This window comes from Salinisphaera sp. (assembly GCF_035690525.1).
Taxonomy (GTDB): Bacteria; Pseudomonadota; Gammaproteobacteria; order Nevskiales; family Salinisphaeraceae; genus Salinisphaera.
In genome coordinates this window covers 1-19,558 of the sequence record NZ_DASSKM010000059.1, presented here as the reverse complement: position 1 = coordinate 19,558, position 19,558 = coordinate 1, and the positions used below count along the sequence as shown (strand labels likewise).

General features: G+C 65.0%; 17 protein-coding genes. 11 read left to right on the top strand and 6 right to left on the bottom strand.

What is annotated here, in order from left to right; genetic code table 11:
* Positions 1–45: 45 nt before the first annotated feature.
* Both rpsO and pnp read left to right on the top strand, forming a co-directional pair.
* Positions 46–315: a 30S ribosomal protein S15 gene (gene rpsO / locus VFJ08_RS04665; protein WP_324995668.1), complete on the top strand. Its 270-nt coding sequence runs from the start codon at positions 46–48 to the stop codon at positions 313–315.
* Positions 316–414: 99 nt separating this feature from the next.
* Entirely contained in the window at positions 415–2,538 is a 2,124-nt protein-coding gene (gene pnp, locus VFJ08_RS04660) for a polyribonucleotide nucleotidyltransferase (RefSeq protein ID WP_324995666.1), read from the top strand.
* 632 nt (positions 2,539–3,170) lie between these two features.
* Here the strand turns inward: pnp and dksA are convergent.
* Both dksA and cysZ read right to left on the bottom strand, forming a co-directional pair.
* A complete protein-coding gene (dksA, locus tag VFJ08_RS04655) occupies positions 3,171–3,614 on the bottom strand; it encodes an RNA polymerase-binding protein DksA (protein WP_349256952.1) in 444 nt (147 codons plus the stop codon).
* Between the two features lie 118 nt (positions 3,615–3,732).
* Positions 3,733–4,509: a sulfate transporter CysZ gene (gene cysZ / locus VFJ08_RS04650; protein WP_324995663.1), complete on the bottom strand. Its 777-nt coding sequence runs from the start codon at positions 4,507–4,509 to the stop codon at positions 3,733–3,735.
* A gap of 205 nt (positions 4,510–4,714) precedes the next feature.
* On the opposite strand from cysZ, the gene VFJ08_RS04645 reads away from it, so the two are divergent.
* A complete protein-coding gene (locus VFJ08_RS04645; protein WP_324995661.1) occupies positions 4,715–5,374 on the top strand; it encodes a glycine zipper 2TM domain-containing protein in 660 nt (219 codons plus the stop codon).
* 27 nt (positions 5,375–5,401) lie between these two features.
* Here VFJ08_RS04645 and queF read toward each other — a convergent pair whose 3' ends face one another.
* The gene (gene queF, locus VFJ08_RS04640) at positions 5,402–5,791 is read right to left on the bottom strand and encodes a preQ(1) synthase (RefSeq protein ID WP_324995660.1); all 390 of its coding nucleotides are present in this window, start codon (positions 5,789–5,791) and stop codon (positions 5,402–5,404) included.
* Positions 5,792–5,943: 152 nt separating this feature from the next.
* On the opposite strand from queF, the gene smc reads away from it, so the two are divergent.
* The 4 genes from smc (at position 5,944) to VFJ08_RS04620 (ending at position 13,088) form a co-directional block, all read left to right on the top strand.
* Entirely contained in the window at positions 5,944–9,459 is a 3,516-nt protein-coding gene (gene smc, locus VFJ08_RS04635; RefSeq protein ID WP_324995659.1) for a chromosome segregation protein SMC, read from the top strand.
* 58 nt (positions 9,460–9,517) lie between these two features.
* A complete protein-coding gene (gene zipA, locus VFJ08_RS04630; RefSeq protein WP_324995657.1) occupies positions 9,518–10,462 on the top strand; it encodes a cell division protein ZipA in 945 nt (314 codons plus the stop codon).
* Positions 10,462–12,573 (top strand): NAD-dependent DNA ligase LigA, encoded by a 2,112-nt coding sequence (gene ligA, locus VFJ08_RS04625; protein WP_324995656.1) that lies wholly within the window; start codon positions 10,462–10,464, stop codon positions 12,571–12,573. Before zipA ends, ligA begins: the two co-directional genes overlap by 1 nt.
* An 83-nt stretch (positions 12,574–12,656) precedes the next feature.
* Positions 12,657–13,088, top strand: a complete 432-nt coding sequence (locus tag VFJ08_RS04620) for a hypothetical protein (RefSeq protein ID WP_324995654.1) — start codon at positions 12,657–12,659, stop codon at positions 13,086–13,088.
* A gap of 300 nt (positions 13,089–13,388) precedes the next feature.
* Here the strand turns inward: VFJ08_RS04620 and VFJ08_RS04615 are convergent, their stop codons facing one another.
* From VFJ08_RS04615 to VFJ08_RS04605, 3 genes are read right to left on the bottom strand one after another with little or no spacing between them, the layout of a single operon-like run.
* A complete protein-coding gene (locus tag VFJ08_RS04615) occupies positions 13,389–15,485 on the bottom strand; it encodes a TonB-dependent receptor (RefSeq protein WP_324995653.1) in 2,097 nt (698 codons plus the stop codon).
* A gap of 59 nt (positions 15,486–15,544) precedes the next feature.
* Positions 15,545–15,811, bottom strand: a complete 267-nt coding sequence (locus tag VFJ08_RS04610) for a BolA family protein (RefSeq protein ID WP_324995650.1) — start codon at positions 15,809–15,811, stop codon at positions 15,545–15,547.
* 8 nt (positions 15,812–15,819) lie between these two features.
* The gene (locus VFJ08_RS04605) at positions 15,820–16,119 is read right to left on the bottom strand and encodes a YciI family protein (protein WP_324995648.1); all 300 of its coding nucleotides are present in this window, start codon (positions 16,117–16,119) and stop codon (positions 15,820–15,822) included.
* Between the two features lie 97 nt (positions 16,120–16,216).
* Between VFJ08_RS04605 and VFJ08_RS04600 the strand changes: the two genes are divergently transcribed.
* The 4 genes from VFJ08_RS04600 (at position 16,217) to scpB (ending at position 19,478) form a co-directional block, all read left to right on the top strand.
* Complete coding sequence (locus VFJ08_RS04600) at positions 16,217–16,855, top strand: L-threonylcarbamoyladenylate synthase (protein ID WP_324995647.1); 639 nt, start codon at positions 16,217–16,219, stop codon at positions 16,853–16,855.
* A gap of 63 nt (positions 16,856–16,918) precedes the next feature.
* A complete protein-coding gene (trpS, locus tag VFJ08_RS04595) occupies positions 16,919–17,935 on the top strand; it encodes a tryptophan--tRNA ligase (RefSeq protein ID WP_324995646.1) in 1,017 nt (338 codons plus the stop codon).
* Entirely contained in the window at positions 17,932–18,744 is an 813-nt protein-coding gene (locus tag VFJ08_RS04590; protein ID WP_324995645.1) for a ScpA family protein, read from the top strand. The genes trpS and VFJ08_RS04590 overlap by 4 nt, the downstream gene beginning before the upstream one ends.
* Entirely contained in the window at positions 18,741–19,478 is a 738-nt protein-coding gene (gene scpB / locus VFJ08_RS04585) for an SMC-Scp complex subunit ScpB (RefSeq protein ID WP_324995644.1), read from the top strand. Before VFJ08_RS04590 ends, scpB begins: the two co-directional genes overlap by 4 nt.
* Positions 19,479–19,558: the final 80 nt, after the last annotated feature.

Here is a 19,558-nt window from a genome sequence, read left to right as displayed (position 1 = left end):
GATTCCGGTTGCGCCGGCCCGCCGAAACCGAATTCAGGAGTAATTATGGCCCTGTCGACGCAAGAAAAAGCCGACGTCATCAAGAAATACGGACGCGACGCCAACGACACCGGTTCGCCGGAAGTCCAGATCGCGATGCTGACCACCCGCATCAGCCAGCTCGGCCAGCATTTCGATCATCACAAGGGCGATCACCATTCGCGCCGCGGCCTGCTGAAGATGGTCAACCGTCGTCGCAAGCTGCTCGATTACGTCAAACGCCACGATGCCAACCGTTACAAGACGATCATTCAGGATCTTGGCCTGCGTCGCTAAGCGCGCGGTCCGCCCTGTTTAATCGCTTCGAGCGCCCCTCGGATAGCCCGGGACGGGCGCTTTTTTGTTTTCGAAAGCAGAAAAGTCAGGAAAAAATACGTGAGTAAAGTAGAAGTCACCAGCCGGCAGACGTTCCAGTACGGCGAACATACCGTCACGCTGGAAACCGGCGAAATCGCGCGCCAGGCCGATGGCGCCGTCATGGTCAGCATGGGCGATACCGCGGTGTTGGTCACCGCGGTAGGTAAGAAAGAAGCCCGGTCGGATGCCGCTTTCTTTCCGCTGACCGTCAACTATCAAGAGCGGACCTACGCCGGCGGCAAGATTCCCGGCGGGTTCTTCAAGCGCGAAGGCCGCCCGGGCGAGAAGGAAACGCTGACCTGCCGCCTGATCGACCGTCCGATCCGGCCGCTGTTCCCGAAGGGCTTCTACAACGAAGTCCAGATCATCGCGACGGTGATGTCGGTGGACCCGGAAATCGATTCGGATATTCCGGCCATGATCGGCGCCTCGGCCGCGCTGGCGCTATCGGGCATGCCGTTCGCCGGGCCCATCGGCGGTGCCCGCGTGGGCTATGCCAACGGCGAATATCTGCTCAACCCGAGCGCCACCGCGCTCAAGGAAAGCGACCTCAACCTGGTCGTCGCCGGCACGTCGGATGCCGTACTGATGGTCGAATCCGAAGCCAAGCAGCTTTCCGAGGAAATCATGCTGGGAGCCGTACTGTTCGGTCATGAACAGCTACAGGCCGCGATCAAGGCGATCGAAGCGCTCACGGCCGACGTTGGCAAGCCGGCCTGGGACTGGCAGGCGCCGGAGAAGGATGAGTCGCTGGCCGAGGCGGTTGCCCGGGTGACCGGGGACGACGTCACCGCGGCCTACCAGATCGCCGACAAGCAGGACCGTGCCGCGCGCCTGTCCGAGATCAAGAGCAAGGTGGTCGAGGAGTTGTCCGCTGCCGAGGGCCAGGAAGGGCATTCGGCCGAAGACGTCAAGGCCGCCCTGGGCGATCTTGAGAAGAATACGGTACGTTCGCGCATTCTCGAAGGCCAGCCGCGTATCGACGGGCGCGACACGCGCACCGTGCGCGGTTTGACCATTCGTACCGGCGTGCTGCCGCGCACCCACGGCTCGGCGCTGTTCACCCGTGGCGAAACCCAGGCGCTGGCGGTTGCCACGCTCGGCACCGGTCGCGATGCGCAGCTTATCGACGCGGTGGAAGGCAAGTATCAAGATCCGTTCATGCTGCACTACAACTTCCCGCCTTACTGCGTGGGCGAAACCGGCTTCATGGGCAGCCCGAAACGCCGCGAGATCGGCCACGGCAAGCTGGCCAAGCGGGCCCTCATGGGCGTGCTGCCGGACCTCGAGAACGAGTTCCCCTACGTCATGCGCGTGGTCTCGGAAGTCACCGAATCCAACGGCTCATCTTCGATGGCCTCGGTCTGCGGCACCAGTCTGGCGCTGATGGACGCCGGCGTACCGATCGCCGCACCGGTAGCCGGCGTGGCTATGGGCCTGATCAAGGAAGGCGACAAGTTCGCCGTGCTCACCGACATCCTGGGCGACGAGGATCATCTCGGCGATATGGACTTCAAGGTGGCCGGCTCCAAGAACGGCGTCACCGCGTTGCAGATGGACATCAAGATCGGCGGCATCACCCGCGAGATCATGGAAGTCGCGCTGGAACAGGCCCGGGAAGGTCGCCTGCATATCCTGGACGTGATGTCCGAAACCATCGACGCGCCGCGCAAGGAAGTCTCCGAATGGGCGCCGCGCATCTTCACCATCAAGATCGATTCCGACAAGATCCGCGACGTCATCGGCAAGGGCGGGGCGACGATTCGCTCGATCACCGAAGAGACCGGCGCCAGCATCGATATCGAGGATGACGGCACAATCCATGTGGCCGCGGTCGACAAGACGGCGGCCGATCTGGCGATCAAACGGATCGAGGACATCACCCGCGACATCGAAGCCGGCCAGATCTACGAAGGCAAGGTGGTGCGCATCGTCGACTTCGGCGCGTTCGTCAACCTCACCCCGGGCCGCGATGGTCTGGTGCATATTTCTCAGATCGCGCCGCATCGGGTGGAGAATGTTTCCGACGAGTTGTCCGAAGGCCAGATGGTCAAGGTCAAGGTGCTGGAAGTCGATCGCCAGGGCCGGGTCCGGCTGTCGATGAAGGAACTGGCCGAGACCGAGGAAAACGCCGAGGAGTAAAGCGACAATACGTTCGCCACTCTTCCCGGCAAAGCAAGAGGCGTCTCTCCGGAGGCGCCTTTTTTTGCGCGGTAGCTGCGCGGCGCGCTTTCATTCCAATGCGCAAAGCCAACGCGTGCACGCGGAAGAAAATAGTGGCTCGCCGCAACGGTGGGATCGTGACCAAAAAAAAGCCCCCTTGGGTAAGGGGGCTAAGTGCGAGAAAGGCCGTAAGGCCTTTCGGAGGAGATGTGGCGGTCATGCATGCTATCGACCGTGCAATAAGTATAGTACGACTTTCGTATAAATCAAGCGTCGTGACCAGAAATTTTTGCGGCGTGTTCAACCGGATGGCGCCGTCGCAGCGCCCTAGATTGGCAGGAACTAATTGTACTCTACATCGAGTCGCCGTAAAGCGGATAATGTTGCGCAGCACTCCGGTCCGGAAGGTTGGGTCGCCGCCTTCCTCTTGTTCGCTGGTCACCTGCACAGAATGCTGCGCGTGATGTAACGGCTGACTTCGATGCCGCATAGTCGGCGATATCCGCCGCAAAGACATCGGCGTCTCGGTTGCGTCGAGGCGCCGATGTCAGTGTGCCAAGCGGACGGGATCGGGTCGGCCGGCGGCCGATCCTTGAATTCCCCGAAATTCGTCAGCGGCCGAGCTGGCGCTCGCGGATTTCGTCGAGGCTCTTGCAGTCGACGCAGAGCGTGGCGGTGGGCCGCGCCTCGAGCCGGCGGATGCCGATCTCGGTGCCGCAGGTTTCGCAGAACCCGTAGTCGTCGCGGTCGACGCGCGCGACGCCCTGATCGATCTTGCGAATCAGCTTGCGCTCGCGGTCGCGGGTCCGTAGTTCGAGGCTGAACTCGGACTCCTGGCTCGCGCGGTCGGTCGGATCGGGGAAGTTGGCCGCCTCATCCTTCATGTGATGCATGGTGCGGTCGACTTCTTCCATGAGCTCGCGTTTCCACTGCACGAGGATATTGCGGAAGTGCTCGCGCTGGGCCTCGTTCATGTACTCCTCGTCCTCGGACGGAACGTAGGGCGTAAACTCCTGAGGCGCGTCAAGTTTTGAATTCGGTTCCGTAGTCGCCATGATGCTCTCGGGTCGACAAACAGCGCGTAGCTTTAGCAAAAATGGTGCCGTGGTGCAATCGAATATTCACGAATCCGTGCATCCGGCGTCCTTCGACACGCCCGGCGCGCCGGCCGATTTATCGGTTTGCCGGCTCGCGGGCGTCCGTGCCGATCAGTGGATAATCGGTTTCGATGTAGAGCAACGTCGCGCCGATCACGGCCGCTGGCATGACCACGAGATTGGCCAGCGGAACGGCGGTCGCCAGGGTGACCACACTGCCGAACCCGAGATGGCGCCAGTTGCGGGTATACAGGCGCCGTATCTTGTCGTCGAAGGCCATGCCCCGGTTGGCCATGGGCTGATCGAGATATTCGAACGCGAGCATGAACGCGCCGAAGATGAACCAAAGCGGTGCGATGGCGAGATTGGCGACGGGAATGAACAGCAGAACGAGGCTGACCAGACCGAGCATGGCGGCACGCGAGATGTAATAGCGCAGTCGCCGCAGTTCGCTACTGACGCCGTCCCACATTTCGCCGGCGATGCTCATGTTGCTGTTCGGCTCCTCGCCGGTGCGCAGCTTTTCCACTCGGGCCGAGAGCATACCGTTGAACGGGCTGGCGATCAGGTTGGCCAACAGCGTGAAGAAATAGCAGAAAGCCAGCGTGCAGAGGATCATCGCCAGCCACCAGAGCACGTTCTCGAGCCAGGCCAGCCAACTCGGCAGGCCGGCGAGCCACGCATTGAGCCAATCGTTGATCTGCCAGCCGAGCACGCCCACCAACGCGACGATCAAAACGATGTTCACCAGGATCGGCCCGATCACGTAGCGCCGTAAACCCGGTGCGGTAAGCATCGAGAAGCCGCGGGCCAGATAAGACGGGCCGGCGGCCAGTTCCGATACGGGGTTCATCTATCGTTCGACAAGCGCGCTGTACAATGACGCGGCCATTGTAGTTGTTTCCTGGCCACCGCTGGAACGACGCCGGAACAACTCTAGGGCAATGTTTTAGAGGGTATCCATACAGCACAACGAACGTCGTCGGTTTGGGCACCGGACGGGCCCGAAATGGCCGCGCTATGGCTTTGTGAACGCCCTCTCAGCCAGCGAGTAGAATATGACCTCAAAATCGTTGCTTCGCACCGCCGCCGTAGCGCTGCTCATCTGTGTCTTCGGTCTGACCGCTTGTTCCGAAAGCGACCAGGACGCCCAAGCCCAGCTCAAGCAGGCCAACGAGAACCTCGAACAGGCCAAAAAGAATCTGGCCGAAGCGAAAGCGCGGGCGGCCGATGCCAAGGCCGCACAGGAAAAACAGGCGGCGCAGGACGAGGTCAGTCGGGCGAAGGAGGAGGAAGCCGAGGCCGAGAAGAAACAGAGCGCGGCGCGACAGACGGTCGACGAGGGGGCCGAACAGGCCGAGAGTAACGACCAGCCGGTCTGCAGCGACTGCGGCACAATTAAATCGATCACGCCGATCGAGCGTAACCCTGAACACGGCAGCGGCGTCGGCGCCGTGATCGGCGGGGTGGCCGGTGGCGTGCTCGGCAGCCAGATCGGCCACGGGGCCGGCAAGACGATCGCCGAGATCGCCGGTGCGCTGGGTGGCGCTTATGCCGGAAACATCGCCGAAAAGCACATCCGCAACGTGACCGTGTATCGGGTCGCCGTCGCCATGGACGCCGGCGGCACCCGCAGCGTGACGATCGATACGGCCGAGGGCATCAGCAACGGCACGCGCGTCCGCGTTATCGGCAATAATTTGGCGCCGTTGCGGTAGGGTCGGGGCAACAGATCCTAGGAGACTCTAGGGCAGATCGACGCGCGGCGACGGCTGCCAGCCGTCGGCGCGATGCTCGGCGATGACGGTGGTATCGATGCCGCCGCGCACCCAGAATTCGGCGCTCAGCCGCATAAAGCGCGGTGCCGTGGCCGCGACCAGGTCCGACAGAATCTTGTTGGTCACCGCCTCGTGAAAAGCGCCCTCGTCGCGATACGACCAGATATAGAGCTTGAGCGACTTCAGCTCCACGCAGCTCGTTTCCGGCACGTATTCCAGATGCAGCGTGGCGAAATCGGGCTGGCCGGTGACCGGGCATAGACAGGTGAACTCCGGTATGCGCATGCGAATCGTGTAGTCGCGCTCCGGCGTGGGGTTGTCGAAGGTCTCGAGGGTGCGGCTTGGGCTGGTGGGCATCGCGTTTTCCGTGGACGGTCGTCAATATGTCGAATCGACGGCGAGCTAGGTTACACTAGCGTGCTTTGCGGGCGTAGCGGCACCGCGCCGCGTCAGAGGGCAGAATGCGCGACGAGCAGGGCCGAAACGGTTGGCCGGCGGGGTAGCACCGCATGCGGCTGACCCAGATCAAACTTGCGGGCTTCAAGTCTTTCGTCGACCCGACGACGCTGTCGCTGGCCTCGAACCTGACCAGCGTGGTCGGGCCGAACGGCTGCGGCAAGTCCAACGTGATCGACGCGGTGCGCTGGGTTACCGGCGAGTCGAGCGCGCGGCAGTTGCGCGGCGAGTCGCTCGAGGACGTGATCTTCAACGGCTCCAACGCCCGCAAGCCGGTCGGCCGCGCCTCGGTCGAACTGAAATTCGACAACGGCGAGGGCAAGCTCGGCGGTCAGTACGGCGCGTTCGCCGAAATCTCGGTGCGCCGTGAGCTCACCCGCGACGGCGGTTCGAAGTATTTCATCAACAACACCCGCGCGCGCCGGCGCGATGTGGTCGATCTGTTTCTGGGTACGGGCCTCGGCGGGCGCAGCAACTATGCGGTGATCGAGCAGGGCGCGGTCAATCGGCTGATCGAGGCCAAACCCGAAGACATGCGGCAGGTCCTCGAGGAGACCGCCGGCATTTCCAAGTACAAGGAGCGCCGGCGCGAGACCGAAAACCGTATGCGCCACACGCGCGAGAACCTCGAACGTCTGGACGACCTGATTTCCGAGATCACGCAGCGCCTGGCCACGCTCAAGCGCCAAGCCGCCAACGCCGAGAAGTACAAGACGCTCAAGGCCGACGAGCGTCGCCTGCGGGCCGAGTTGCTGACGCTGCATTGGCAGGCCCGGACCGGCGAGGTCGAAGCGGCCGAGGCGCGGCTGCGGGAAGCGGAGAACCGCTTGCGCGAGGTCATCTCCGCCCGCCGCCGGGCCGACGGCGCGCGTGACGAGGCCGGCAAGGCGCAGCAGAACGCAATGACCGAGGTGCACAACCGTCAGGCCGCGTATTACGACGCGCAGGCGCGCGTCGGCCGCATCGAACAAACGCTCGCGCATGCCCGCGACGTCGAACGGATGCGCCAGCGCGAACGCCAGCAGCTCGTCGATCGCTTGGACACGCTCGGCCAGCGGCGCCAAGGCGACCGCGAAGCCGACGCCAAGCTGGCCGCCGAAGAGCGGACGCGCCAGACCGAGCGCGATGCCGCGACGGCGGAACGTGACGCCGCGCGCGAACGATTGGCAACGGCCGAACAGCAAGCCGCGCAGGCCGAATCGGCGTGGGACGAGTGCAACGCGTCCGAGCACAATCCGGTGCAGCAACTCGACGCCGAACGCACGCGCGCACGCTATACGGGCCAGCAGCGCGAAGCCCTGGCCGAACGCGACGCCGCGCGTCGGGCCGAGCGCGAACGATTGCCGGCGATCGACGACTCGGGCCTGGCCGAGGCCGGGCAGGATGTCGAGGCGCGCGCACGCCAGCTCGAAGCCGATCGCGAGCAGGCCGCCGCGGCCGGCACGGCGAACGAGGCGCTGCGCGGCGAGATCGCCGAGCTGGAGCAACAGCTCGCCGCCCGACGAACCGAACTCGCCGAGCGCCAGGCCGAACTCGCCTCCGAGCGCAAGATGCAGCAGGCCGTGCTGCGCGAGGACGACGAAACCATCAATGCCTGGCTGGCCGCGCGCGGCCACGGTCAGGCCGAAGGTGTGGCGCGTCGGGTACGGATTCGCGACGGCTGGCAGGACGCCGCCGAAGCGGCCCTGGGCCCGTTGTTGCGCGGTTTCACGGTCGAATCGCTGGCCGGCGCGGCGGCCGAGGCGCTCGAATGGCCGAACGAACCGGTCACGCTGGTCGAATCCGAGCGTGATTTCACCGCCGATAGACCGGCGCCGCCGCCCGGGCTGGTCTCGCTGGCCGAGGGCATCGAGGGTCCGGCGGCGCTGCGCGCGGCGGCCGCGCAGATCTTCGTCGCCGATGATCTCGATGCCGCCCTGGCCGCGCGCGAGCGTCTCGGCGCGTGCCAGTCGATCATCACGCGGCAAGGTTGCCGGGTCGGCGCGGCCAGCCTCACCACGCCGGCCGCCGAGTCGGCCGAGCGCGGCGTGTTCGAGCGCGAGCAGCGCATCGCCTCGCTCGCCGATGAAGTGACCGCGCTGGAACAACAGCGCGCCGCCGACGACAACACGCTGAGCGAGCGCCGCGCGCGGTTCGAAACCCGGCGCCGCGAGGCCGCGGCGCTGGACCAGAAAATTGGCGAGGCCCAGCGCGGCCTCGAGACGCTGCGCGCCGAGCTGGAAGGCCGGCGTCTGCGCGCCGAGCAGACGCGGCGCCGCGACGGCGAGATCGAAGCCGAGTTGCGCGACCTGGCCGCCCAGCACGCCCAGGCGGCCGAGCAAGCCGATGCGGCCGCCGTGCGCGTCCGCGAGCTGGAAACCGAGGCCGAACGTTTCGCCGTGGCCCGGCAAAGCGCGCGCGAGACGCTGACCGAGGCGCGCAAGAAGCGCGATTCGGCGCGCAGCGAGGCGGCCACGGCCGAACGCCGGCTCGGCGAACTGGACAAGGCATTGGCGCAGATTGCCAGCCGGCGCGAGCATATGACATCGCGTCTGGCCGATACGACGGCGGGTCTGGATGACGTCACGCGCCGGCTCGAGGGCTTCGATGCCGAGACGCCGGACATGGCGGCGAGCTGCGAATACAGCGCCGATGACCTCGGCGCCGCGCGTGAAACCCAGGCCGGCGCCGAACGTGAATTGCGCGCGGCGCGTGCGGCGCTCACGGCTTGTGAGAGCGAGCTGGAAAAACAGGCGCAGGCCGCGATGGGCGCCGAGCAGGACGTGGAAAGCGCGCGCGAGGTGCTGCAACAGGCCAAGGTCGAGATCGAAACGGCCGGCGTGCGGCGCCAGGGCGTGGTCGAACGGCTCGCCGAACTCGGCGAAGCGCCGGCCGATATCGCCAAGACGTTACCGGAAGACGCCACGGCCGATGCCTGGAACGAATCGATCGAAACCATCGAGCGCCGAATCGCGCGCCTTGGCGCGATCAATCTGGCCGCGATCGAGGAATACGACGAAGTCGCCGAACGCGAGCAATATCTCGGCGCCCAGCGGGCCGATCTATCGGAAGCGCTCGCCACGCTGGAAGCCGCGATCTCCCGGATCGACCGCGAGACACGGCAGCGCTTCAAGTCCACCTACGATCAGGTCAACAGCCGGTTCTCGGATATGTTTCCGCAGCTGTTCGGCGGCGGCGAGGCGGCGCTCGAGCTCACCGACGAGGATTGGCTGACCACCGGCGTGCGTGTGATAGCGCGCCCGCCCGGCAAGCGCAACGCCTCGATCCAGATGCTGTCCGGCGGCGAGAAGGCGCTGACCGCGGTCGCGCTACTGTTCGCTCTGTTCGAACTCAATCCCGCGCCATTCTGTATGCTCGACGAAATCGATGCGCCGCTCGACGATGCCAACGTCTCGCGTTTTTGTGAACTGGTGCGCAAAATGTCGGCGCAGGTGCAGTTCATCGTGATCACGCATAATAAACTGACCATGGAATTGGCCGAGCAACTCCACGGCGTGACCATGGCGGAGCCGGGCGTGTCGCGGCTGGTCAGCGTCGATATCGATCAGGCGCTGGGTCTCGCGGAGTAGCTCGGCCGGGTCGTCGTCCATAGTCCATTCATTTTCGTCCTCGTTGCCTATGTCTATCGTGCAGTGGCTTCTTCTCGTTCTCGTCGTCGTGATCGTCGCCGGCGTGTACTGGTATATCCGGCGCCAGGGCGGGGGCGATCCGTGGCACGGCATGGACGAACCGGTCGATGGCGGCGACAGCACGTCGGCGGGTGGCGATTCTTACGTCGTCGGCGTGCGCACCATCAACAAAGAGACGCCGGCCGATCGCAAGGCGGCGGCCGAGGCCGCCCGTGTGCGCGCGGGCGCGAACGAACCGCCGGACCGGACCCGCGCGCCGCGCCAGCCCACGGCGGTACGGCGACGCTCGGCCGCCGATGGCGCCCAGGCCGAATCCGCGGCATCCGGTGGCACGGCCGTTCGCTCGAGCGAAGCCGAGCCGCCGCGCGGATTGCAAGACGACGAAACGGGCCGGTTCGAAGCGGAATCGGTCGGGACGACAATGCCGGATGAAACGCCGGGCGAGCCGCAGGAAGTCGAGCCCGCGGCCACCGAGCGCGTCGAAATGACGGCCGCGGCGCAGACCGAGCATTCGCAATTGTTCATGCTGTATGTGACCGCGCGCGAGGGCCAGGTTTTCGACGGGCCGGCCATCCATGAAGCGCTGGCGCGGGCCGATCTCAAGTTCGGGCTCAACGATCTGTATCACCGCGTGACCGAAGTCCACGGCGTCACCGAATCGGTGTTTTGCGTGGCCAACATGCTCAAGCCCGGTACGCTCGATCCCATCGATCAAGACCATCTGTCCACGCCCGGGCTGACCCTGTTTCTTCTGGTGCCGGCGCCGATCGAGGGTAAACCGGCCATGCGCGACATGATGGAAACCGCAAATCGGTTGGCGACCGACCTCGGCGGTATCGTGCTCGACGACAACCGCGCGCTGCTCAAGGCCCAGACCGCGCAGTACATGCTCGACCAGATCGCCGACATCGACCGACGGGCGCAGCTCGGCCGCCGCCGCTGATGGGCGGATCGGTTCCGCGGGCCAAGCGCGAACGCGCCGAGCGGCTTGCGCGCGAGCTCGCCGACCATAGCCGCGCCTACTATATCGAGGCGGCGCCGACCGTTTCGGACGCCGAATACGACCGGCTGTTTCGTGAGCTTGAAGCCCTGGAAGCCGAGTATCCGGCGCTCGCCTCGGCCGATTCGCCGACCCAGCGCGTCGGCGCGCCGCCGGTGGACGAGTTCGAGGCCGTCGACCACGCCACGCCGATGCTCTCGCTGGCCAACTGTTTCGACGACGAGGAACTGGCCGAATTCGATCGCCGTGCGCGCACGGGCGCGGGCGTGAACGAACTGACCTACTGCGCCGAACCCAAGTTCGACGGCACCGCGCTCAATCTGCGCTTCGAGGCCGGCGTCATGGTGCGCGCGAGCACTCGAGGCGACGGTGTGACCGGCGAAGACATCACCGCGAACGCACGGACCATCCGCAATCTGCCGCTGCGTCTGGACACGCACGCGCCGCCGGACTTCATCGAAATCCGCGGCGAGGTGGTGCTCGCGCGCTCGCGATTCAACGAATTGAACGAGCGTCTGGAAAGCCAAGGCCAAAAGACTTTCGTGAACCCGCGCAACGCCGCCGCCGGTAGTCTGCGTCAGCTCGATTCGCGCATCACCGCGACCCGTCCGCTGGCCTTCATGGGCTACGGCATCGGCCGGGTGGACGGCGCCGAAATCGCCGGCAGCCTGTACGAACAACTGCAACTGCTGGCGGGCTGGGGCTTCACGATCAGCGCCTATATCGATCGCGTGGCCGGGCTCGCGGGCTGTCGCGACTACTACGAGGCGATGGCGGCACGCCGCGCCGAGCTCGATGTCGAGATCGACGGCTGTGTGTTCAAGGTCGACGACCGGCGGAGCCGCGCCGAACTCGGCTTCGTCGCGCGCGCCCCGCGCTGGGCGATCGCGCGCAAATTCCCGGCCGAGGAAACCACCACTACCCTCAACAGCGTGGATTTTCAGGTCGGGCGTACCGGCGCGCTCACCCCGGTCGCCAAGCTCGAGCCAGTGTTCGTCGGCGGCGTGACGGTGTCCAATGCCTCGCTGCACAACATGGACGAGATCGCACGCAAGGATATTCGCATCGGCGACCGCGTGGTCGTGCGGCGCGCGGGCGATGTCATTCCCGAGGTCAAGGAGGTCGCCGCGCGCGGTGATAACTCGGTGCCGATCGAACTGCCGACGGCCTGTCCGGTCTGCGGTTCGGCGGTCGAGCGCGTCGAGGGCGAGGCGGCGGCGCGCTGCATGGGCGGGCTCGTCTGCGCGGCCCAACGGCGCGAGGCGCTCAAGCACTTTGCTTCTAGAACCGCGCTGGATATCGACGGCCTGGGCGAGCGGCAGATCGAGGCGTTCGTGGCCGAGGGCCTGCTGCATTCGCCGGCCGACATCTTCGCGCTGGGCGTACATCGCGACCTGCTTGTCGAACGCGATGGCTACGGCGAAAAATCGGTGGCCAACCTGCTGGCCTCGATCGAGTCGGCCAAGAACACCACGCTCGAACGCTTCATCTTTGCGCTCGGCGTTCGCGAGGTCGGCCAGGTCATGGCGCGCGATCTGGCAAGGCATTTCGGCACGCTCGATGCGCTTCGGACCGAGGCCGCGGCTTATATTGAACGCGAGGCCCGAGCCGACGCCGAGGCCGAAACCAAGAAGGCGCACGCCGACATGATGAGCGCCGAAGGTTTGCAGGCCGTGCCGGGCGTGGGAGCGCGGGTCGCGCACAGCATCGCGGAATTCTTTACCGAACCGCGCAACATCGAGGTCATCGACGCGCTGATCGCGGCCGGCGTCAACTGGCCGGCGGTCGATACCGACGCCGCGGCCCAGCCGCTGGCCGGCCGGACCTTCGTGCTCACCGGCAGCCTGCAATCGCTCACGCGTGAGCAGGCCGGCGACCGGCTGGAAGCATTCGGCGCGCGGGTCACGTCCAGCGTGTCGAAGAAAACCGATTACGTGGTGGCCGGCGAGCGCGCCGGCAGCAAGCGCGACAAAGCCGAGAGGCTCGGCGTCGAGATTCTCGACGAGACCGGGCTGCTGGCCTTACTCGATCGCCACGAAGCGTCGGCCTCGTAACGCGGCGGGCCGGCCTGCCTTGCTTGCCGCGTTTGCGGCAAGATCGTAGGCTAGCGATCGATCCCAATAGCAGGAAGAGCAGGGTGGCGCGAAACTGGCTCGAGGTCACGACGTCGGAAGTACAGTCGCGGCTAGGCGCGAACGAGCGTCTGGCGGCGCGACGCGAGATTATGGCCGATCGGGCCTGGTCGGTGATCGACGCCTGGGTGGCCCGGGCCTTCCAGGACGCCGCCGAGCGCATCGGCCGCGAATACCGCGTCGGTGGCGACAACGAATATGCCGTGGTCCGCTGCGGTATCTATGCGCCGGGCGCGGTCGAGCACGATCCGCGCGTGGCGTTTCACGAAGCCGAGTTCGATGCCTACCAGCCGCTGGTCGTGCTGCGCCGCAAGGCCGACGGCGCCGGCGCGCCGGTCGAGACGCGCACGCTGCGCGTAAGTGCGCTCGACCAGGCCACGCTCTCAAAGTTTCTTGATGAGAGTTGTTCGCAGGTAAACCCTGATATGAGCAAATAAAAAGACTAATTTCGTTGCGTAAACGTGTGGATAGTGAAGTGGTGCTTAAAAAATATTTATCCGCGAATGAACGCTAAATAAACGCAAATTAAAAGAGGTTGTAGGTCGGATTAGGCGTTAGCCGTAATCCGACGGAATACAACGGCAATATCCCGTTTAGCGTCGGATTACGCGCTGCGCGCTAATCCGACCTACATGTAAATTAGTTGTTCTTGCAGTTAGGGTCTTATTTGCGTTCATTAGCGTTTATTCGCGGACGAATTTCTTTTAAAAGACGTTAAATATTTGACGTTAAGGATTTTAGAGCCGGTACTTCAAACCGATATAAATCGTCCGCCCGGGCGCCGGCTCGAAGTAGCGCCCGCCGTAGCTGTTGATGCGGATATTGTCGAAATATTCCTGGTCGAGCAGATTGTCGACGCCGGCATAGGCGGTCAGCCGATGCGCGCCGGCCGGCACCGTCTTGCCGACGCGGGCGTTGACCACGGTGTGCGGGGCCACGCGCGCGGTGTTGGCGTCGTCGGCATAGATCGAGCCGGTCCAGTGCACGTCCACGGCGGCGTAGCCGATGTCCGCGCGTTGCCAGGCGAGTTCGCCGAAGGCGGTCTGCTCCGGAATGCCGGGCAGACGGTTGCCGGCGTAGTTATTGCCGTTTTCGTCGACGAAGTCGCGGTACTCGTAACTGGCGGCGGTGTAGGCCAGTGTCGCCGACAGATGATGGCCGAGCTCGAACGACAGTTTCGATTCGATGCCCCGGCGCCGCGAGCGCCCGGAGTTCTGGTAGAAGGTACGATCGCCTTGCTCGGCATAAGCGGTGATGGCGTCGCGCACCTCGATCCAGAAGGCATCGATCTGATAGCGCCCACGGTGGCCGAACTCGCCTTTGGCTCCGATTTCGTAGTTGATCGCCTTCTGCGGGTCGAGGTCCGGATTGAAACCGCCTGAGCCGCTGGGGTTGGCGAATTCCGTGAATGTCGGCGACTCGAAGGCGTTGGCGATGTTGGCATAGACGTGCTGCCGGTGCGCCCAGGCGTAGTTGATGCCGGCGTTGAACGACGCGCGGCGATAGTCGCGGCTGCCCGACTGGTCGCCGTCGGATTCGAAATGGTCGTCGATGTCGAAGTCGAGCCAGTCGTAGCGCGCGCCGGCCGTCGCTTTCAGATTTGGCGTGATCGCGAACTCGTTCTGGGCGAACACGCCGACGTTGGTCGCGGTTTCATCCTGGTTGAAACGTCGGCGGCCTTTGCTGCCGAAGTCGTTGTTGTAACGCTGGCGATCGTCCTGTTGGGTTTGCACGTCGATGCCGAGCACGAGCCGGTTATCGTGCCCGAACAGCGTGTCGTAGCGCGTGCTCTGGCCGCCGCCGCCGAAGAAGTTGCGCCGGTAGGTCACGACGCCGCCGCCGCTGGTCGTGCCAAACGGCAGGTATTGGATGAAATTCCGGTGGCTGTAGAAGGCGTGCAGCTTGTAGTCCTGGTGCTCGGACAGGCTGTCCGTGAACACGCCGCCGAAGGTTTCCTGGCCCACGGTCTGGCGGGCGTCGTAGTCGAGATTGGCGTCGCGTGCGGCGTGGCGATCGGCCGCCGCGGTCGCGCGCGTCACCCCGCCCGGGTCCTGGGTGTTCGGCGCGTGCAGCAGGCGGGTGGTCAGCATAAGCCGGCCGTCGGCGCCGATGTCGCGCTGGATCTTGCCGGTGAACTGGTTTTTCACCACCTTGCTGTGCTGGCGGTAACCTTTTTGGTTCAGCCGGGTCAGCGTTGCGGCGTAGCCCCATTGGTCGTATTTGTGGGCCGACGACACGCTTTCGCGGTGATAGCCGTTGCTGCCGCCGGTAACCTCGGCCGCATCGAGCGGGCCGTCGCTCGGCTTTAAGGTGGTGATATTGATCACGCCGCCGGTGGCGTTGCCATACAGCGCCGAGAACGGGCCGCGCAGCACGACGATGCGCTCGATCGCGCCGGGATCGATCGAATCGGTTTGGGCTTGGCCGTCGACCAGGGTCGCGGGGATACCGTCGACCCGCACACGCACGCCGCGTACGCCGAAGGCCGAGCGGGCGCCGAAGCCGCGAATCGACACGCGCAGATTCTGGGCGAAATTCGAACTGTTGTTGGTATAGACCCCGGGCACGCGGTTGAGCGCGGAATCGAGCTGGATCTTGCGTTGGCCCCGAGCGATCGCGTCATGCCGGATCACGCCGACCGCGGCCGGGATGGACAGCAGATCCTGGCCCAGGCGAAAAGCATTGACCTGGATCGGCGCCAGCACGCTGACGGGCGCGTCGGCGGCACTCGAGGCGGCCGGAGCCGGAGCGGCGATCGGCGCGTCGGGGTCCTGCGCGTACAACGGGCCGGCGGCGATAAGCAGACCGCCAATTACGAGAGGCCGGGTTTTCAAGCAACTTCTCCCTGGGCCGGTCGCCCCCGCCCCGAGCCGCGCGACGATGGTCGTTCGGTCTATTCTTCGGGTGCCAGCGCGCGGATCTGTACCGCGTGGATATCGGTCTGCATCAATTCGCCGAGCGCGGCGTAGACCAGCCGATGACGTTGGATCGAGCGCACGCCGCTGAACTCCGGCGAGCGGATGGTGACGTGGAAATGTCCGAGCCCGGTCGCCGCCCCGGCATGGCCGACGTGCAGATGACTGTCGTCGCGTATGGCGATGTCGTCGGTGTTCAGCCGCTCGGCGAGGGCGGCGCGAATACGGTGGATGCGATCATTCATCGGCACGGCTAAAAGACTTTTTTGTATGGGTAGACCGTGGTTTCCATGTACACGCCTTCGGCGTTGTAGGGATCGACCTTGGCCCACTGTCGCGCCGATTCGAGGCTGTCGAAGGCGGCAATGATGATGCTGCCCTGGTAGCCTTCGCTGATTCGGCCGTAGGCATCGGTTCGCGGCAACGGCCCCGCGGTCAGAAGCCGACCCTCGGCGTCCAAATCCCGCAGGCGCTGACGATGTTCCTCGCCCGCCTTGGCGCGGCCGTCGGCGCTTTCGGCGACATCGAAGCACACGATAGCGAAGTAATCCATAGTGGTTCATCCCGGGTGACTGATGGCGAGCCCAGTGTGCCGCATACGCCGGGCCCCGACTATGGGCGAAAGCCGGGAGAGTGGTTACACTCGGGCCATGAGCGAACTCGTCCATGTCCACGCCGATACACCGCAGCCGCGTCGCATCGCCAAGGCCGCCGATGCATTGCGCGCCGGACAGATCGTCGCCTACCCGACTGATTCGTCTTACGGTCTGGCCTGTGCGATGGGCGATAAGGACGCCATGGAGCGGATTCGCCAGATCCGCGGCCTGGATCGCGATCATTTCTTCACGCTGGTTTGTCGTGATCTGTCGGAGATCGCGCAGTACGCCAAGGTGGAGAATACGAGCTTTCGCTTGCTGAAATCGGCCACGCCGGGCGCTTATACCTTCATCCTCAAGGCGTCGAAGCAGGTGCCGAATTGGCTTGCCCACCCTAAGCGCAAGACCATCGGCATCCGTGTGCCCGGGCATCCGGTGGCACGCGCGATCGTCGAGGCGCTGGGCGAGCCGTTCATGACCGTGACCGCCGCGACCGACGACGACCGTTCACTCTCGGAGGCCGGCGAAGTACGGGAAGCGTTCGGCCGGCGCATCGATCTGATCGTCGACGCGGGAGCCACGGGCGTCGAGCCCACCACGGTGGTCGATCTGACCGGCGATGTGCCCGAAATCCTGCGCGCCGGCAAGGGCGGCGCGCAGGCGATCGGCCTGGGCGAGGGCGAAACCGGCTGAGGCAGTCGGGCCCGAGTACCGTATACTCGTGCGTTTGTCATGCCCGACAACTGGGAGTGTTTCGTGTCTTCGGCCAACGCCCGACCGGTCGTCCTGTCCGGTATTCAGCCTTCCGGCGAACTGACGCTGGGCAATTACATCGGCGCGCTCAAGCATTGGGTGAACATGCAGGCGACGCACGAATGCCTGTTCACGCTGGTCGACATGCACGCGATCACCGTGCGCCAGGATCCCGCGGCTCTGCGCGCGCGCTGTCATGAATTTTTGTGCCTGTATCTGGCCGCCGGCGTCGATCCGGAGTCGGCGACCCTGTTCGTGCAGTCGCACGTGCCGGCGCACGCCCAGCTCGCCTGGCTGCTCAATTGTCATACCTCGATGGGCGAGTTGAACCGGATGACGCAGTTCAAGGACAAGTCGGCCAAGAACGTCGACAACGTCAATGCGGGCCTGTTCGATTATCCCGTGCTCATGGCCGCCGATATCCTCTTGTATCAAGCCGACGCGGTGCCGGTCGGCAACGACCAGAAACAGCATCTCGAACTCACCCGCAATCTGGCCGGGCGCTTCAACGCGCGCGTCGGCCGGGACGTGTTTACCGTACCCGAACCGTTTATCCCCGAAGTCGGCGCGCGCATCATGAGCCTCGGCGAGCCGACCGCGAAGATGAGCAAGTCCGACAAGGTCGAGGCCAACGTCATCAAGTTGCTCGACCCGCCGAACAAGGTGATCAAGAAAATCAAGCGCGCGGTGACCGATTCGGACGGCGAAGTGCGCTTCGACGAGGCGAACAAGCCGGGCGTTGCCAACCTGCTGTCGATTTTCTCCGCGGTCACCGAGCGGCCCATCGCCGACCTGGAGCGCGACTACGCCGGCGCCGGCTACGGCGCGCTCAAGGGCGATCTGGCGGATGCCGTGGTCGCGTTTCTCGAGCCGTTGCAGATGCGTTACGCCGGCTTCGCCGAGGACACGGCCGGCCTGGATGCGATTCTGGCGCGCGGCGCGGCCGCCGCCCGCGAGCGCGCACAGCCGACGCTGGACGCGGCCTATGCTGCGACCGGCTTCCTGCCGGCGGGATTTTGAGCGAAACCCCGGTCAGCGCCGAACGCGCGCCGGATGAGGCGATCCGGGTCGCCGGCGAGCCCTACGAGGCGCTGCCGGAGGATCTCTATATTCCGCCGGATGCGCTGCGCGTCTTTTTGGAAGCTTTCGAGGGGCCGCTCGATCTGTTGCTGTATCTGATCCGTCGCCAGAATCTGAACATTCTCGATATCCCCGTGTTCACCATCACCCAGCAGTACATGGCCTACATCGAACTGATGGAGGAGATGGCGATCGAGTTGGCCGGCGAGTATTTGCTGATGGCGGCCATGTTGGCCGAGATCAAATCGCGGCTGTTGTTGCCGAAGACCGAAGCCGCGGAGGAAGACGAGGGCGAGGACCCTAGATCCGAACTGATTCGCCGGCTGGCCGAGTACGAACAGTTCAAGGAAGCCGCCGGAAACCTGGACAACTGCCCGCGGGTCGGACGCGATATCACGCCGGTGCGCCACGAGCCGGCCGCGATGACGATCGAGCGGCCATCCCCGGACACCGATCTGCGCATGCTGCTCGGCGCGCTGCACGACGTGCTGACGCGAGCCGAGCTGTATTCGCAGCACGTGATCGAACGCGAGCCGCTGTCGGTGCGCGCGCACATGACGCGTATTCTCGAGCGGCTGAATACCGATCGGCCGGTCGCCTTCGTGGCGCTCGTGGTACTCGAGGAAGGCCGGCTCGGCGTGGTCGTGTCGTTCCTGGCGATTCTGGAACTGGCGCGCGAGTCGCTGATCGCGATCGAGCAGGCGGCGCCGTACGGGCCGTTCTCGCTGCGGCGCCGGGGTGGCGGATGAGCGACCACGAATCGAAAGCGCCCGCGCCCGCGGCGAACCCGCAACCCGGCGAAGTCCCGGAGCGCTTGCTGCGCTGCATCGAGGCGCTGCTGATGGCGGCGGATACGCCGCTGTCGGTCGATCAGCTCGTGCGCGTGCTGGATACCACCGAAGCGATCGAGAAATCGGCGGTGCGCACCGCGCTGGCGGCGCTCGCCGCACGCTACGATCATTCCGCGGTCGAACTGGTCGAGGTGGCCGGCGGCTGGCGCTTCCAGGTCGGGCCCGATTACGGCGATCTGGTGGCCCGCCTCTGGGAAGAGCGCCCGCCGAAACTGTCGCGCGCCATGCTCGAAACGTTGGCGATCATCTGCTATCGCCAGCCGCTCGCGCGTTCGGATATCGAAGCCGTGCGCGGCGTGTCGGTTTCCACCGGCATTATCAAGACGCTGACCGAGTACGAGTGGATCAAGATCGTCGGACATCGCGAAGTGCCGGGCCGGCCGGCGTTGTACGCCACCACCCAGCGGTTTCTCGACGATTTCGGCGTCAGGCGGCTGTCGGACCTGCCGGACCTGCCCGAGATTAAGGATATCGACAGGCTCGATGCCGCGGTGGCGCGATTGCGGGGCGAACAGCCGGCCGCTGCCGCCGAATCGCTCGAGCCGGATGCGGCGCCGGCCGACGACCAGGTCGACGACCAGGCCGAGTATATCGCGCCCGACGAGCCTGATCCGCGCGCGGGCTTGGAATAGCGCCCGCCGGCACCCACGTTTCCCGCCGGTTTCTTTTTGTTTTGACGCCGCGCAAGCGGTTCGATGATGGAAGTCCAATG

Bases quoted from the DNA above. Each gene is read 5' to 3' on its own strand.
- ligA (WP_324995656.1), top strand. From the start codon at position 10,462: ATGGGCGGATCGGTTCCGCGGGCCAAGCGCGAACGCGCCGAGCGGCTT.
- scpB (WP_324995644.1), top strand. From the start codon at position 18,741: ATGAGCGACCACGAATCGAAAGCGCCCGCGCCCGCGGCGAACCCGCAA.
- rpsO (WP_324995668.1), top strand. From the start codon at position 46: ATGGCCCTGTCGACGCAAGAAAAAGCCGACGTCATCAAGAAATACGGA.
- cysZ (WP_324995663.1), bottom strand. From the start codon at position 4,509: ATGAACCCCGTATCGGAACTGGCCGCCGGCCCGTCTTATCTGGCCCGC.
- smc (WP_324995659.1), top strand. From the start codon at position 5,944: ATGCGGCTGACCCAGATCAAACTTGCGGGCTTCAAGTCTTTCGTCGAC.
- queF (WP_324995660.1), bottom strand. From the start codon at position 5,791: ATGCCCACCAGCCCAAGCCGCACCCTCGAGACCTTCGACAACCCCACG.
- VFJ08_RS04600 (WP_324995647.1), top strand. From the start codon at position 16,217: ATGAGCGAACTCGTCCATGTCCACGCCGATACACCGCAGCCGCGTCGC.
- VFJ08_RS04610 (WP_324995650.1), bottom strand. From the start codon at position 15,811: ATGAATGATCGCATCCACCGTATTCGCGCCGCCCTCGCCGAGCGGCTG.
- VFJ08_RS04645 (WP_324995661.1), top strand. From the start codon at position 4,715: ATGACCTCAAAATCGTTGCTTCGCACCGCCGCCGTAGCGCTGCTCATC.
- dksA (WP_349256952.1), bottom strand. From the start codon at position 3,614: ATGGCGACTACGGAACCGAATTCAAAACTTGACGCGCCTCAGGAGTTT.
- VFJ08_RS04605 (WP_324995648.1), bottom strand. From the start codon at position 16,119: ATGGATTACTTCGCTATCGTGTGCTTCGATGTCGCCGAAAGCGCCGAC.